Annotated in this window: 13 protein-coding genes; 7 read left to right on the top strand and 6 right to left on the bottom strand. The window is 44.8% G+C overall.

What is annotated here, in order from left to right:
• Positions 1 to 10 precede the first annotated feature (10 nt).
• Positions 11 to 1,957, bottom strand: coding sequence for a murein transglycosylase (gene sltY / locus VA249_RS02515; protein ID WP_221068728.1), 1,947 nt, complete (start codon positions 1,955 to 1,957; stop codon positions 11 to 13).
• A 383-nt stretch (positions 1,958 to 2,340) separates the two neighbouring features.
• Between sltY and ettA the strand changes: the two genes are divergently transcribed.
• The 3 genes from ettA to VA249_RS02500 all read left to right on the top strand — a co-directional run bounded on the left by ettA (position 2,341) and on the right by VA249_RS02500 (position 5,658).
• Positions 2,341 to 4,008, top strand: a complete 1,668-nt coding sequence (ettA, locus tag VA249_RS02510; RefSeq protein ID WP_211920053.1) for an energy-dependent translational throttle protein EttA — start codon at positions 2,341 to 2,343, stop codon at positions 4,006 to 4,008.
• 251 nt (positions 4,009 to 4,259) lie between these two features.
• Positions 4,260 to 4,637: a PilZ domain-containing protein gene (locus VA249_RS02505; protein ID WP_211920054.1), complete on the top strand. Its 378-nt coding sequence runs from the start codon at positions 4,260 to 4,262 to the stop codon at positions 4,635 to 4,637.
• Between the two features lie 19 nt (positions 4,638 to 4,656).
• The gene (locus tag VA249_RS02500) at positions 4,657 to 5,658 is read left to right on the top strand and encodes a M23 family metallopeptidase (RefSeq protein WP_221068726.1); all 1,002 of its coding nucleotides are present in this window, start codon (positions 4,657 to 4,659) and stop codon (positions 5,656 to 5,658) included.
• Between the two features lie 85 nt (positions 5,659 to 5,743).
• Here VA249_RS02500 and tyrA read toward each other — a convergent pair whose 3' ends face one another.
• From tyrA to nagZ, 3 genes are all read right to left on the bottom strand, one after another.
• On the bottom strand, positions 5,744 to 6,871 hold the full coding sequence (tyrA, locus tag VA249_RS02495) for a bifunctional chorismate mutase/prephenate dehydrogenase (RefSeq protein ID WP_051118154.1): 1,128 nt from the start codon (positions 6,869 to 6,871) through the stop codon (positions 5,744 to 5,746).
• 24 nt (positions 6,872 to 6,895) lie between these two features.
• The gene (locus tag VA249_RS02490) at positions 6,896 to 7,969 is read right to left on the bottom strand and encodes a 3-deoxy-7-phosphoheptulonate synthase (protein ID WP_211920056.1); all 1,074 of its coding nucleotides are present in this window, start codon (positions 7,967 to 7,969) and stop codon (positions 6,896 to 6,898) included.
• Between the two features lie 238 nt (positions 7,970 to 8,207).
• Positions 8,208 to 9,191 carry a beta-N-acetylhexosaminidase gene (nagZ, locus tag VA249_RS02485; protein ID WP_221068724.1) on the bottom strand — a complete coding sequence of 328 codons (984 nt, stop codon included), beginning with the start codon at positions 9,189 to 9,191 and terminating at the stop codon, positions 8,208 to 8,210.
• 100 nt (positions 9,192 to 9,291) lie between these two features.
• Between nagZ and VA249_RS02480 the strand changes: the two genes are divergently transcribed.
• The gene (locus tag VA249_RS02480; protein ID WP_221068722.1) at positions 9,292 to 10,404 is read left to right on the top strand and encodes an anhydro-N-acetylmuramic acid kinase; all 1,113 of its coding nucleotides are present in this window, start codon (positions 9,292 to 9,294) and stop codon (positions 10,402 to 10,404) included.
• A gap of 64 nt (positions 10,405 to 10,468) precedes the next feature.
• Positions 10,469 to 11,395, top strand: coding sequence for an N-acetylmuramic acid 6-phosphate etherase (murQ, locus tag VA249_RS02475; RefSeq protein WP_221068719.1), 927 nt, complete (start codon positions 10,469 to 10,471; stop codon positions 11,393 to 11,395).
• Between the two features lie 96 nt (positions 11,396 to 11,491).
• Here the strand turns inward: murQ and VA249_RS02470 are convergent, their stop codons facing one another.
• Positions 11,492 to 11,821, bottom strand: a complete 330-nt coding sequence (locus VA249_RS02470; protein ID WP_221068717.1) for a hypothetical protein — start codon at positions 11,819 to 11,821, stop codon at positions 11,492 to 11,494.
• A gap of 110 nt (positions 11,822 to 11,931) precedes the next feature.
• On the bottom strand, positions 11,932 to 12,273 hold the full coding sequence (locus VA249_RS02465) for a DUF2799 domain-containing protein (RefSeq protein WP_128811600.1): 342 nt from the start codon (positions 12,271 to 12,273) through the stop codon (positions 11,932 to 11,934).
• A gap of 302 nt (positions 12,274 to 12,575) precedes the next feature.
• Here VA249_RS02465 and VA249_RS02460 point away from each other — a divergent pair, with 302 nt between their 5' ends.
• Together VA249_RS02460 and VA249_RS02455 are read left to right on the top strand one after the other, a co-directional pair.
• Positions 12,576 to 14,060, top strand: coding sequence for a carbon starvation CstA family protein (locus VA249_RS02460; RefSeq protein ID WP_128811601.1), 1,485 nt, complete (start codon positions 12,576 to 12,578; stop codon positions 14,058 to 14,060).
• Positions 14,061 to 14,187: 127 nt separating this feature from the next.
• On the top strand, positions 14,188 to 15,867 hold the full coding sequence (locus VA249_RS02455; protein ID WP_221068716.1) for a sensor histidine kinase: 1,680 nt from the start codon (positions 14,188 to 14,190) through the stop codon (positions 15,865 to 15,867).
• The last annotated feature ends 13 nt before the right edge of the window (positions 15,868 to 15,880 follow it).

Raw genomic sequence — 15,880 nt, 5'->3', positions numbered from 1 at the left:
GTTACCTCTTTCAATACTTGGTATTGACCTCTTGTTGGGTCAGAAACGAACCATCGACGCCCAAAAGATCACGGTAGTAGGTTTCAAACATCAAAATGTTTTGTACATAACCCCGCGTCTCTTTAAATGGAATGGCCTCAATAAAGGAATAAGCATCCACTTTTCCTTGCGTTCGCTCTCGCCATGTTTTTACTCTGTTTGGTCCTGCATTATAAGCGGCAAGCGCAAAAATACGATTATTATCGTAATCTTCCATCAAACCTTGCAGATAGTGACTTCCGATTTCTATGTTCTTACCCACATTGTAGAGCTCTTCGGTACCTTGATATTTCAGCTTGTATTTACGCGCAGTATATTTCGCCGTTGCAGGCATGATTTGCATAAGACCTCTCGCCCCTACGGGTGAACGCGCTTCTGAATCCAACGCACTTTCTTGTCTTGCCAACGACATCATCGTGATTGGATCAATATCATGTTTCTCCGCATAGAAGTTAAACCACCAACGGTGCGCTATTGGGAATCGCAGTGGAATATTGTCCCACATTTTGGCTTGAATACTCGCCGTTACCGTCAAGTTGTGCCAACGTTTTGAAGAAGCATAAGCGGCCAACATGGCTTTTTCTTCTTTTGACACGCGTCTTAATAAATGTGCCCATTCACTTTTAGCTGCGGCAATTTTGTCCGTCTCTATCAACTCCTCAATACGTACTAACGACCGTTGATAGGGTTGGATAACGTTCTTATCTAACTTAAGAGTACTGGATGGGTATTTTATGGATTGACCAATTGCATTTGCCGCAGCCACGCTGTAAAAATTCCGCTCACCAACCAATTTAGCGAGGCGTTGTTTACCCGTAACCTCATCCCCCAAAGCTATCTCGCTTCGTCCTTGCCAATATTGCCATTTCAATGATGCTTGATGTTTATCATCGAGCACTTCGATCCACTTCTGTACACCACGCCAATCCCCATTTTGAATCGACAGACGAATACGGCTTTCAACTAATGGTAAATGTTGGCTCGTTTTGATTTTGTCATCACGCCATTTCGCCAATGAATCAGACTCGGTACGAATCAAACGAATTGCGATGTAATCGGCCAGTGCTTGTGCTTTCTCAGGGGAAAACTTCTGACCTTTCACAACATCAGCGTAAGCTTCTTGCGCCCTTTTGGTATCCTTACGCGCTAATTTTTCTAACGCGTATTCACTCTGAGCACGGTTGAATTCATTCGCTGGTTGCTTCTTGGCAAATGCAGCGACCGTTTCTGGCTTATCGAACAGCGCTTTCATTGCCTTGGCCTGCTGTTTCGCTTTAGCCGATTCGGGTAATTTCTGCAGATAACTCATCAAACCGCCGTTACGCGCATCAAACGCCAGCAACATTCGTTGAAGAATCAATTCGTCAGTGCGTTCACCCGCTTTGTCCCACGCGGAAAACAACGGGTCACATTCGTCAGCAATGCTCTTGCCACGTAACCACATGTGCTCAGCCCCTTTAAAGGCCGCAACTTGTTTCCCTTGTTCTAGCTGAGCCACATAAAAGATACATTGATAACGCTCACCACTTGGTTCCACTTTCTGGAACTCTGTAATGGTTTCCCAGTCTTTTTGACGATAGAGATTATTTAAGTAAGGAGCGCGGATCCGGCGAGAGAATGGAAACGCGTCATGCTCACTGATAAATTCATCAACTTGTTGTGGTGATTTACTCGAGAGTTGCCTCAGAAATACCCGATAGTCCACATAAGGCGTCAGTGGGTAATTGGCGATTTGAGATCGAATGGATAAATAACCATCGATATCATTCTTATCTAATAGGCTTTGTGCTTGCTCATACACTTGGCGTTGTTTTTCCAAACTTGGCGAAGCATTCGTTGTCACGCTAACCGCACACAAAGCGGCTGCATAACATACTTTCTTAGCCAATTCAGGGACGTTGAATTTCATGTGCGTCATTTTCCTCAGACGTTATTTTATATCTCTATTACAGGCTTTACTAAAAAGGCGGTGTAAGCCAGATAGATAATTCCTTATATGCATCTATTTACATCGTATCTGCCTCTGATTGTAAAGCGACTTGATGTAATAAATGTTGTACTCGTAAAACTTTAGAGCCCTTAAACTCAAATAGATTCCCATCAATTCAATCATCAAAATGAACGATTGGCTTTGATTTAAAGGCGAACAAGAAAAGTGTATACCCTAACGTTGTGAGTTTCCGGTCAGCAATGAATAAGAAATCACACTCGGTAGGAATTTCTTGCAATGCGGTAACAAAACTCAGGGAGTTGGTATAAAATGGTGGCTTTGATTGACAGTTAATTTAGGAACGATCGGCAATGGCTGAATACGTATATACCATGTCGCGGGTGAGCAAAATCGTGCCACCTAAGCGTCAAATTCTTAAAGACATCTCTCTAAGCTTTTTCCCTGGAGCAAAAATCGGTGTTCTAGGTCTGAACGGCGCAGGTAAATCAACGCTGCTACGAATCATGGCGGGTATCGACACTGATATCGATGGTGAAGCACGCCCACAACCAGGTCTTAACGTCGGTTACCTTCCACAAGAACCGGTTCTCGATGAGTCTAAAACGGTTCGTGAAGTGGTTGAAGAAGCCGTTGCGGATGTTGCTGGCGCACTTAAGCGTTTAGATGCGGTATATGCGGCATACGCTGAGCCTGACGCTGACTTCGATGCTCTTGCAAAAGAGCAAGGCGAGCTAGAAGCGCTGATCCAAGTAAAAGATGGTCACAATCTAGACAACGCGCTAGAGCGCGCGGCTGATGCTCTTCGTCTTCCTGAATGGGATCAAAAAATCGCGAACCTTTCAGGTGGTGAACGTCGCCGTGTAGCAATCTGTCGTCTTCTTCTAGAAAAGCCAGATATGCTACTACTCGACGAACCAACCAACCACTTGGATGCGGAATCTGTTGCATGGCTAGAGCGCTTCTTGGTGGACTACACTGGTACTGTCGTTGCGATTACCCACGACCGTTACTTCCTAGATAACGCAGCAGGTTGGATCCTAGAACTTGACCGTGGTGAGGGTATTCCATGGGAAGGTAACTACACCTCATGGCTAGAGCAAAAAGATGCGCGTCTACAACAAGAAGCGTCTCAAGAAAAAGCTCGTCAGAAAACTATCGAGAAAGAACTTGAGTGGGTTCGTCAAAACCCTAAAGGTCGCCAAGCAAAATCTAAAGCTCGTATGGCACGCTTTGAAGAGCTGCAAAATACTGAGCACCAGAAACGTAACGAAACCAACGAGCTGTTCATCCCGCCAGGTGAGCGTTTAGGTGATAAAGTTATCGAAGTGAAGAACCTAACTAAGTCATTCGACGGCCGCGTTCTTATTGATGACCTATCATTCAACATGCCTAAAGGTGCGATCGTGGGTATCATCGGTGCCAACGGTGCGGGTAAGTCTACGCTATTCAAGATGCTAAGTGGCACTGAGCAACCAGATTCAGGTACGATTGAACTGGGTGAAACAGTGAAACTGGCGTCTGTTGAGCAGTTCCGTGACTCAATGAACGACAAAAACACCGTATTCCAAGAGATTTCTGAAGGCGCTGACATCATCAAGATCAACAACTTCGAAATCCCAGCTCGTGCTTACTGTTCACGCTTCAACTTTAAGGGCTCAGATCAACAGAAGATCATCGGTGAGCTATCTGGTGGTGAGCGTAACCGTGTGCACCTTGCTAAACTGCTTAAAGCTGGCGGTAACGTACTGCTACTCGATGAGCCAACCAACGACCTTGACGTTGAAACACTGCGTGCACTAGAAGAAGCACTACTAGAGTTCCCTGGCTGTGCAATGGTTATCTCGCATGACCGCTGGTTCCTAGACCGCATCGCTACGCACATCATCGACTACCGCGATGAAGGTCAAGTTAACTTTTACGAAGGTAACTACAACGAGTACATGGAATGGCTGAAGAAGACCCTTGGTCCTGAAGCCGCTGAACCACACCGCATCAAATACAAGCGCGTATCGAAGTAATATACTAGGTAGGAATTATCCTACCAGAATTACTCTTTTACTTGCTTGTAATTCGTACAAAGGTCGCTATCATAGCGACCTTTGTTGTATATGTTGCATAAATGACTCAGATTGATATTTTTTCAATATTAAATTTGACCTTTCGCGAACGTTACCTTGTGCTTCCTCGACATTTTCAGAACAATAATTGAACAATTTTTATTCTATTTGATATAGTCTTCAGCTTCTTTGATGACTTACGAGAAAGCTCTATGACAGAGAAACGACGCTTTTCACGCATTATCTATCAAGTTCCTGCTCTCATAGAGCAAAATGACTTAGCTCTAGAGGCGACGATTCAAGACCTTTCATTGCACGGCTTACTGCTAAAAGTGACAAAGGTAACTGAACTTGATACGTCTCATCCGGTAGGTATTCGTTTCTCATTTATTCAATCTGAACAAGTAATTCAACTGATTGCTAGTATCGTTTCAATAAATAGTCATGAAGTTCGATTAAAGATTATCAACATAGACATCAATAGTATTAGCCAATTAAAACGATTTATAGAATTGAATATAGGCAATAACGAGCTCCTGAATCGAGAGTTAGAGCATCTTTCAGATTTAGGGGAAACAATAAAAAATTGAATGCCTAGTAACAATAATCATGTCTAAACAAAATACCACGCAAACCCCAACCACCGACGGGCGTAAGCAATTTAAATTGGGTCGCCTTTCGACCCTTACAATTTGTGTCTCTTTCATTGCATTACCTGCCGTTATTGGTGGGGCTTGGCATATGAACCAACAGCAAGTTCAAAATGCAGAAACACTCAATCAAGCAATAGCAAAACTTGAAAGCGAAAAAGCACAAATCACTGCGCTGTATGAGGAGCAATTGGATACCAACCACACGCTTTCTCAATCTCTCACTGACAAGAACAATCAAATTCAATTACTTGGGAAGCGAGTTTTTGATGTGGAATCCGTTCTAGGTTTAGCTGATGAAGAATTAGCCAGTGAAGAACATAGCCTCGCATTGGAAGAACGCATTGATGCCGCAGCGATAGATTCAGCAGTTCGTGCGACCATGTTCCGATTAATTCCAAACGATAGCCCGATGACTTACCAACGAATTTCATCTTCGTATGGCAGTCGTGTCAATCCAATATCAGGGAAGCGCCATGTCCATACTGGTATTGACCTCACCTGTAAACGTGGTGAACAGATCCTTGCTCCTGCGGATGGCGTAATCGAGACCGTTCGTCCTAGCAACAAAGGTTATGGTAACTATTTAACTCTGCGTCATTCATTCGGATTTTCAAGCTCTTATGCACATCTGAGCAAGTTCAAGGTTAAGAGTGGGCAGTTTGTTAGTAAAGGGGATGTGATCGCACAATGTGGTAACTCTGGAAATTCAACGGGTCCACACCTTCACTATGAAGTACGTTTTTTAGGACGAGCTCTAAACCCTCAATATTTGATGGATTGGACACCAGAAAACTTTAACTACGTGTTCGAAAAAGAAAAGAAAGTGAAATGGGGTCCATTGGTGCAGTTGATTGATAATGTCGTTCGTCTGCAAATCAACCTAACCAATTCACCTTACCGTGATACCAGCATCAGCACAGTATCCAGCGAAGAGAAGACCGAAACCGCGACCAACTGAGTCCGCTCTTTGGTTCTTTTTACTTAACCTCACACATAAAAAAGAGCAGCGAATAAGCTGCTCTTTTTACATTCAAAATCTGTTCTTATCCACGATGGATATTGTCATTTGCCTGTTTGAGCAAGTTCTGACTTTCGTTCATGAATTGCTGCGAGTAATCACCAAACCAGTCACTCACTTGTTCGAAGCTTTCGACAAACTCAGCCTTGTCTTTACTGTCTAAAACAGACAAAGCTTCACCAAAGCGTTGGTGGAAACGCTTAATCATGTCGATGTTCTCTTGCGATGAAAGAATGATATCACCGTAAAGATTTGGATCCTGACCGAACAGACGCCCTACCATCGCTAACTCCAAGCGGTAAATTGGCGAGCTCAGTTTCAACAGCTGTTCAATGTTCGGATTCTCTTTGCTTAGGTGCATGCCGTAAGCAAAGGACGTAAAGTGACGCAGCGCCTGAATCAAAGTCATACCATGATCGTGCTCTTGCGCATCGATTTGGCACAAACTTGCGCCCCAAATTCCAAACTGTTGCAGTAGCCATTGGTATTGCTCGCTACCACGACCGTCACAGTAGACAATCACCTGCTTAGCTAGGCTCGGCACATCTGGGCCAAACATTGGGTGCAAACCAACAACCGGGCCTTGGTGTACATTCAACATTGCTTGCAAAGGCTTGGACTTGATAGACGTCAGGTCACAGAGAATGCAGTCTTTTGGCAGGTTACCTAGCTTTTCAATCACACCTTCTGTTAGGTGAATCGGCACTGTAACCACCACTAGCCCCGCATCTTTTAGGATGTCATCGGCATGATCCCAGTCTTTGCTGCCCAGCACTTTAACTTGGTAACCAGATAGTTTGAACATTCGACCAAACAGGCCACCTAATTGACCATTACCACCAATAATGACCACTGAGCGCAGTTCTGGGTTCAAACACTTAAAACCGGAATCTTTCTCACTGGCATAAGACTCACGCATAGTTCGACGAAGAATGTCTTCAATCAGCTGTGGAGGAATCCCCATTTTTTCAGCTTCAGCTCGTCGTGATGCTAGCATTGCCGCTTCACGATCTGGGGCATAAATTGGCAAACCGTGTTCGCTTTTTACTTCACCCACTTTCTCTACTAGTGCTAAACGCTGAGCTAATAGCTCTAACATTTGCTTGTCGACTGCATCAATCTGATCGCGTAATGCGTTAAGTTCAACTGCCATTGATGTTCCTTAAATCCCGTATTATTAGCCTTTTAGACGATTCTCTAAGAAAGGCACCAGCTCTTCGTGTGCATGACGTAATAGTGCCTCAGTTGAATCCCAATTGATACAGGCGTCAGTGATCGATACGCCGTATTTCATCTCTTCAAGAGCTAGGTCAGAAGATTGATTACCTTCATTGATATGGCTCTCAATCATCAAGCCAATAATCGACTTATTGCCTTCACGGATTTGGTGAATCACGTCTTCTGCGACCAATGGCTGACGACGGTAATCTTTACGTGAGTTTGCATGGCTACAATCCACCATCAGTGAAGCATCAAGACCAGACTTCGCCATCTCTTGCTCACACTCGTTGACCGATACTGAATCGTAGTTAGTTTGCTTGCCGCCACGCAGAATCACGTGACCATTCGGGTTACCTTGCGTAGTCAGAAGCGCGACTTGGCCTTCACGGTTAATACCCATGAAACGGTGGCTAGAAGAAGCCGCTTGCATCGCATTGACAGCGGTTGCCAAACTGCCGTCCGTACCATTCTTAAAGCCGATAGGCATAGAAAGACCACTTGCCATCTCACGGTGTGTTTGTGACTCAGTCGTACGAGCACCGATCGCAGCCCAGCTAAAGGTATCCGCAAGGTATTGCGGGCTGATTGGATCAAGCGCTTCTGTTGCCAGCGGGATTTCCATCTCTGCCAATTCAACCAGCAGTTCACGACCAACATGCAGGCCGTGTTCAATGTCGAAGCTGCCATCTAGGTGTGGGTCATTGATCAGGCCTTTCCAACCAACCGTGGTTCGAGGTTTCTCAAAGTAAACACGCATTACAATATACAGTTGATCGCTTAGTTGTTCTGAAAGCGCTTTTAGACGCTTAGCGTAATCCTTCGCTGCCTCGACGTCATGGATAGAACATGGTCCACATACAATGAGTAGACGATGATCTTTTTTGTGAATGATGTCAGCGATGGTTTGACGAGACTCTTGAATAAAACGACGCGCTTTTTCACTAAGAGGAAGCTTCACTTTTAGCTCCTCTGGTGTGATCAGAACTTGTTCTTCGCTGATGTTGATGTTGCTCAATTCACTTCTTTGCATAACTTTGACCTGTATATTTATGTTTACGACCAACCAATCCCTTGGTGAGACAACTAAGCTTTATCAACAAGATAACAGGCCATAAAAGAATTACAACCGTACACAATAAAAAACATTTACTGTAAATTTAAATTTACACACAAAGAAAAGCCGAAATGCAGAGCACTTCGGCTTTAAATGGATGTTTTAGAAAGTTTACGTCTCACCCTAAACAAACCATTATTCAGGGGTGAGATGGCTAGCCAATCAATCGCTTCATAGCTTCAGAGGCATCTTTCCACTCTTGCGAAAGTTTTAGCTCGCTTAGAGAAAAGCTCTGTTTCTTCAACAAGGCATCAGCTAGGGGAACAGAAGTGATTGGTAGATTATCAAGCACCTCAACTTGCGCATCGCGCTTATTACAAACCAACAGCATATCGCAGCCAGCGTTTAATGCTTGTGCGCCACGTTCGGCAGGGCCACCCATAATTGCAGCTCCCTCCATGGTCAAATCATCAGAGAAGATCAAACCTTTAAAACCCAGTTTCTGGCGCAGGATTTGTTTAAGCCAATATTCAGATCCACTCGCTGGTTGGTCATCATAGTTTGGAAAAATGACATGAGCAGGCATCATCGCATCCAAGATGCCAGCTTCAATTTGCGCTTTGAAGATAGCCATGTCTTGCTCAAAGATATCGCTACGCTCGTCGTATGGTGTCTCTAAGTGTGAATCAGCAATTACACCACCATGACCCGGGAAATGTTTGCCCGTAGTCGCCATACCGACACTCTTCATGCCCTGCATATACGCGGTGCTGTGACGTAAAATGGTATCCAGATCCTCACCAAAAGCTCGACTGCCGATCGCTTTACACTGATGACCTTTATCCAGCACAGGCGCGAAACTTAGGTCAATGTCATGAGCAATCAGCTCTGCTGCCATCAACCAACCACCCATACGTGCCAGTTCCTCACTATTTTGGTGCTTGGCATATTCGTCTGCCGCTGGAATGAGAGAGAAGCCTTCACGGAAACGCTGAACGCGCCCGCCCTCTTGGTCAACACCAATCAAAATCGGACGTTTCGCCGCTTTACGGATAGACTGGGTAAGAGCTTGAAGCTGCTTGCTGTCGTGGTAGTTACGTGTAAATAAAATCAAACCACCAACCGTTGGATGTTCCAAAATTTCTCTGTCTTCTGCAGTCAGTTCGTAGCCTGCAACATCAACCCATAACGGTCCCATTGTTTCTCCTCAAAATCGGCTGAATATCTCGTATTCGAAGAGGTTATTCGCTTCAGAATTGCTTTACAATAAGTGAATCGAAGAATTGACGGAATCGGCTGTGAATCTTAACAATCTGTACATTGGCGTGATGTCTGGAACCAGCATGGATGGCGTAGATACCGCACTGGTTGAAATTGAAAATAACCATGTTCGCTTGATCGCACACGATGATTACCCAATGCCCGCTCATATTAAGCAGACGCTATTATCGGTTTGTACTGGGCAAGACACGAATCTCAAAACCATTGGTGAACTCGACCACCAACTTGGACACCTGTTTGCTAATGCGGTCTTACAACTATTAGATAAATCTGGCTATTCCGCTGAGCAAATCCGAGCCATTGGCAATCATGGTCAAACCGTGTTCCACCAGCCAACTGGTGATCTTCCCTTCACCACCCAACTGGGCGATGCCAACATCATTGCGGTTAAGACTGGCATTGATACCGTGGCAGATTTTCGTCGTAAAGACATGGCATTGGGCGGTCAAGGCGCACCACTCGTCCCGGCTTTCCATAAAAGCATTTTTGCGATGCAAGACTCCACCATCGTGGTACTTAACATCGGTGGTATTGCCAATATCTCGGTACTTCATCCTGAACAAGCAGTGATTGGCTACGATACTGGTCCAGGTAATATGTTGATGGACGCATGGTGTGAACGACACACTGGACAAAGCTTCGACAAAGACGCGCTATTTGCTCTGCAAGGCAATATTGATGCAGCTTTACTGGCTCAATTCTTAGCAGAACCTTACCTTACCATGTCAGCACCAAAGAGCACTGGACGAGAGCTGTTCAATACCGATTGGTTGAATAAACAGATAGCACTTCACAATGCCTCTGCGCAAGATGTACAACGCACACTTTGTGAGTACTCGGCGGTGACTATTGCAAACGAGGTTGAAAAGTTCACTCATGGTCAAACGCCTCAGCTATTAGTGTGTGGTGGTGGTGCGAGAAACCCACTACTCATGCAACGTTTGATAGAACTCCTACCTCAGTGGCAAGTCGCAACAACGAACGACAAAGGTGTGGATAGCGACTATATGGAAGCCATGGCGTTTGCTTGGCTTGCTCAGCGACACATCAACGGATTGCCGAGCAATTTACCGGAAGTGACTGGGGCAAGCCGTCTTGCTTCTCTCGGTGTGCTTTATCCTAAAAACTAAATACGTTGTTCCAGATACAGCGACAAAAATAATCGAAATCAGTATTCAAAAGGCTTAAACCACTATGACAAATGACGCACTTATTGCTGCTCTTGCTCACCTTGTTTCAGAGGGGCGTAACCCAGATACAATGGACATCGACTTGCTGCCATCTTTAGACATTGTTCAACGTCTTAACCAACAAGATAAACTCGTTCCGCTCGCGGTGGAAAAAGTGCTGCCAGAAATTGCCCTCGCGGTGGACAACATTACCGACGCATTTAAAGCTGGAGGTCGTTTGGTGTATATGGGGGCTGGTACCAGTGGCCGCTTAGGCGTGCTCGATGCATCGGAATGCCCGCCAACGTTTGGCGTGTCTGACAAAATGGTGATTGGTCTAATCGCTGGCGGACCAGAGGCCATCCTCAAAGCGAAAGAGGGCGCGGAAGACTCTCCGACGTTAGGCGAGCAAGATTTGAAAGACATCGATTTCACCAATCGCGACGTCGTGGTCGGCATTGCCGCCAGTGGTCGCACACCTTATGTAATTGGCGGTTTGGAGTACGCCAATGAGATTGGCGCGACAACGGTAGCGCTATCTTGTAATCCAGACTCTCCAATTGCAGACATTGCTAACATCGCAATTTGCCCAGTAGTCGGGCCTGAAGCATTGACGGGCTCAACACGTTTGAAATCAGGCACTGCGCAAAAACTGGTTCTGAACATGCTGACCACAGCAAGTATGATCCGTTTAGGTAAGAGCTATCAAAACCTCATGGTGGATGTAAAAGCAACCAACAACAAGCTCGTTGCACGAGCAGCGCGTATTGTGATGCAAGCGACCGATTGCAGCAAAGAGCAAGCAACTGAAGTACTTAAACAGACTGATTACGAAGTGAAGTTAGCGATCTTAATGATCCTGACCGATCTTGATATCGATTCCGCTCGGACACATCTACATCATCAAGACGGTTTTCTACGTAAAGCGGTAGAAAGCCACCAGCCCAAATAACTGAGTCGAATTTATCTAACCTCAACTTGGGATAACCTAAGCCATTCAAAACTAAAAGGAGACAACAAGGTCTCCTTTTTCATTTAATATCAATAATTAATCTTCATACAACCACTCATCAAACTCTTGATTGAGCTTGTCATTCGCTTTGCGTTTGATGTGTTCGGGATTGGTCATGTTCTTAACATTGTCGACTTTATTGGTGTACTTACGCGTAGTTTGGTTCACTTCACGCTTCACCTGATTTTCCACATAAGTGCCATCGGTGATCTCCTTGATATTGCGCTTCGTGTGATTAATTGAATTGGTAATACGATGCTTGTTGTGGTCGTAATTCCGCTTCATTTTTATCGACTCTTTCAGCACATTCGTCGCACCAACGGTTAAAGGGAGCAATGCCAATCCGACCAATAAGACTTTCTTCATGTTTTCATTTCACTTGTGATTCAATCTCATGCCATTAGTACATCAAATCAATAAAATTCAAATGTCAGAAGATTAACAAAGCCTAACGTTGTCTTGATTATGAAACAGCACTAATTATTGTACTCGTTCCAACCACGCTGCCATTCCATACGGAACTTTTGCGCTTGGGGCGTACCTTCACATACTCCCTCGTAATACTGACCGGAGAGGCCCATTTGATAAGCAAAATCGGGATTACAATATTCCGCGACACCCTCAAGGTAACCTTGATCATAATCGCCTTGTTTAACATCCCCCAATGCACGTAGTTCTTTCACTGAACGTGACGTGTGGCCGGCAACGCCATCTTGGTAACCGACTTGATACCAATCACCAGACTGCGCTAATTCTTCCGTTGTTGCCGCACACCCAGCAAGTAAAACTAACGCCAACCCTAACGCTGCTTTTTTCATTGTTATTCCTTAACTGATTGTTTTAAAAACAAGCTTACCACTATTCTATTATCTTTACCGCTTATCTCATTGAAACAACCGTTGAGCATCAGCCACAACCACTAAATATCGAATACCGCCACTCATACAGGGCACCTCTCCACTCAAGCAAACGTTAAAACCACTTAATCACCATAGCGACCACTCGTTTCTCTATTCGACCACTCACCCACTAAGCAAATGCACAGAACAACAGAGGCGAATACCATGCACCTTGAGATTTTAAAATTACTCTTTCAAACCATAACCCAAGGACTATTGTTATGATGTGGTTTTTAACCTGTGTCGCTGCCCTCATCGGCGGATACTTCATCTACGGCGCTTTCGTTGAGAAAGTTTTTGGCATCAACGAGAATCGTAAGACACCTGCGCATACTAAAGCGGATGGTGTTGACTACGTTCGCATGCCAACTAAAAAAGTTTATCTTGTTCAACTACTTAACATTGCTGGTGTCGGCCCAATCTTCGGCCCAATCATGGGTGCGCTATACGGTCCTGCGGCAATGCTTTGGATTGTAGTTGGCTGTATCTTTGCAGGTGCCGTCCACGATTATTTCTCGGGCATGCTTTCTATTCGTAATGGTGGTGCTTCTGTACCAACAATTACGGGTCGCTACTTAGGTAATGGCGCAAAACACTTTATGAACATCTTTGCCATTGTCCTACTGCTTCTAGTTGGTGTGGTTTTTGTTTCTGCTCCTGCAGGCATGATCACGAACCTAATCAACGAACAAACCAGCCTAACCGTTAGTATGACGACGATGGTTGTACTGATTTTTGGTTACTACATTCTGGCGACTATCGTTCCTGTCGATAAAATCATTGGCCGTTTCTACCCTCTATTTGGTGCGCTACTGATCTTTATGTCTGTCGGCCTAATGACGGCAGTTGCTTTCTCTGGTGAGCATACGGTAATGAGTGATTTCCAAGTGAGTGACATGTTCACTAACTTGAACCCGAACGATATGCCTCTATGGCCTGCACTGTTTATCACTATTGCATGTGGTGCGATCTCTGGCTTCCACGCGACTCAATCTCCTTTGATGGCGCGTTGTATGGAAAACGAGAAAAATGGCCGTTTCGTTTTCTATGGAGCAATGATTGGTGAGGGTGTTATTGCCCTAATCTGGTGTGCTATCGCTCTGTCTTTCTTCGGTTCACTAGACGCGTTATCTGAAGCGGTGAAAAATGGTGGTCCTGGTAACGTGGTATACAGCGCATCATTTGGACTTCTTGGTACGTTTGGCGGCGTGTTGGCTTTCCTTGGTGTGGTTATCTTACCAATCACATCGGGTGATACCGCGTTCCGCTCTAGCCGTTTGATCCTAGCTGAATACTTCAACATGGAACAAAAAACACTGCGTAACCGTCTACTTATGGCAGTACCTCTGTTCGTTATTGGTGGCATTCTCACACAAGTTGATTTCGGAATTATCTGGCGTTACTTCGGTTTTGCCAACCAAACTACAGCCGTCATGATGCTTTGGACTGCTTCAGCTTACCTACTACGTCATAACAAACTACACTGGATTACAACAGTACCTGCGGTATTTATGACAACAGTATGTGTGACGTTTATCCTCAACAACAGTACGCTAGGTTTTGGTCTGCCAATTCAAGTTTCAACTATCGCTGGTATCTTGTTCTCACTTGCAGTAACAGGCTATGTAATCAAGACTTCTAAAGGCAAAGGGGAAACTGATCTTGCCGATGAAGACAAACCACAGGCAGCCTCAGAAACTGCATAACGCATATCGTTGCTCGCTAACCCATTCATTATTATGACTGGAAGAAACCAAGAGCCTGCACATCGCAGGCTCTTTTTGTTTTTCTTCTACGTTACAATAACCGCATCATTTTTAGGTTAGGTTCATTATGGAACTGGTCATCTCCCTATTACAGCAAATGTGTGTTTACTTAGTGCTGGCTTATATGCTGAGTAAAACGCCGATCATCTTGCCACTACTGAGCATCTCTTCTCGTCTTAGTCATCGGCTTATTTGCTACGTACTCTTTTCTGGATTTTGTATCTTAGGCACCTACTTTGGCTTACAAATCAACGATGCAATCGCTAATACACGAGCCATTGGCGCGGTGATGGGCGGGTTGTTTGGAGGACCGGTTGTCGGCTTTGCCGTTGGTTTAACTGGCGGGATTCATCGCTATACCTTGGGTGGATTTACGGACCTAGCCTGCGCGATCTCTACAACCGCAGAGGGGTTAATTGGCGGCTTATTACATGTCTACTTAATCAAGCGCAACAAAGGAGCGATGCTGTTTAACCCTAGCGTGGTATTCAGCATTACCTTTATCGCCGAAATCGTACAAATGGCATTATTGCTCGCAGTAGCAAAACCATTCAGCCAAGCTTATGAACTCGTTTCAGCCATTGCAGCACCAATGATCATCGCCAACTCGGTAGGTGCTGCTTTGTTTATGAGTATCCTACAAGATCGTAAAACCATCTTTGAAAAGTACTCCGCCACATTTTCTCGACGAGCTCTGAGTATTGCTGATCGCTCAGTTGGTATTTTAAGTACCGGATTTAATAGTGAAAACGCCGATAAAATCGCTCGTATTATTTATGAAGAAACCAAGGTTGGTGCTGTTGCGATCACCGATCAAAAAAAGATACTCGCATTCGTTGGTATTGGGGATGACCATCATAGGCCAAATACGCCGATCTCCTCGCAAAGTACGTTAGATTCAATGGAAAAAAATGACATCATTTATCTCGATGGCAGCGAACATCCATATCAATGCTCTCTCGCAAAAGACTGTAAATTGGGTTCAGCGTTGATCATCCCATTACGCGCAGGCAAAGAGGTGGTGGGCACGATTAAGCTTTACGAGCCAAAACGAAAACTTTTCTCAACCGCAAATATGTCCATGGCAGAGGGGATCGCTCAGTTATTATCGAGCCAAATCCTATATGGGGATTACCAGCAACAGCAAGCATTGTTAGCTCAAGCAGAAATCAAACTGCTGCACGCTCAGGTGAATCCGCACTTTCTGTTCAATGCGCTCAACACAATCAGTGCGATTACACGCCGCGATCCCGATAAAGCGAGAGAGTTGATTCAGAGCTTATCGCACTTCTTTCGCAGTAACTTGAAACAAAATATCAATACCGTCACGCTCAAAGAGGAACTTGCGCATGTCAACGCTTATTTGAGCATAGAAAAAGCCCGCTTTACCGACCGCTTAGATGTAGATATTAATATTGATCCAGAATTACTTGATATCAAGTTACCCAGCTTTACGTTGCAACCTCTGGTAGAGAACGCGATAAAACATGGTATCTCCAACATGCTCGAGGGGGGGAAAGTGCAAATCTATAGCCGCCCTCACCCAAAAGGTTACCTCATTACCGTAGAAGACAACGCAGGCAGTTATAAAGCACCGCAAGAGAATCATTCTGGTTTGGGGATGGAAATTGTCGATAAACGGTTAGCAAATCAATTTGGGCGTGATTCAGCGCTAAAAATTACGCATCAGCAGGACCAATTTACCAGAATGAGCTTTATCATTCCGTCTTTAAGCCGCGTACAATAAATTGAACCCTAAG

This window comes from Vibrio alfacsensis (genome assembly GCF_019670485.1).
Lineage (GTDB): Bacteria > Pseudomonadota > Gammaproteobacteria > Enterobacterales > Vibrionaceae > Vibrio > Vibrio alfacsensis.
Note: the sequence above shows the minus strand (reverse complement) of the source record. Positions and strands in the feature narration are given on the sequence as shown.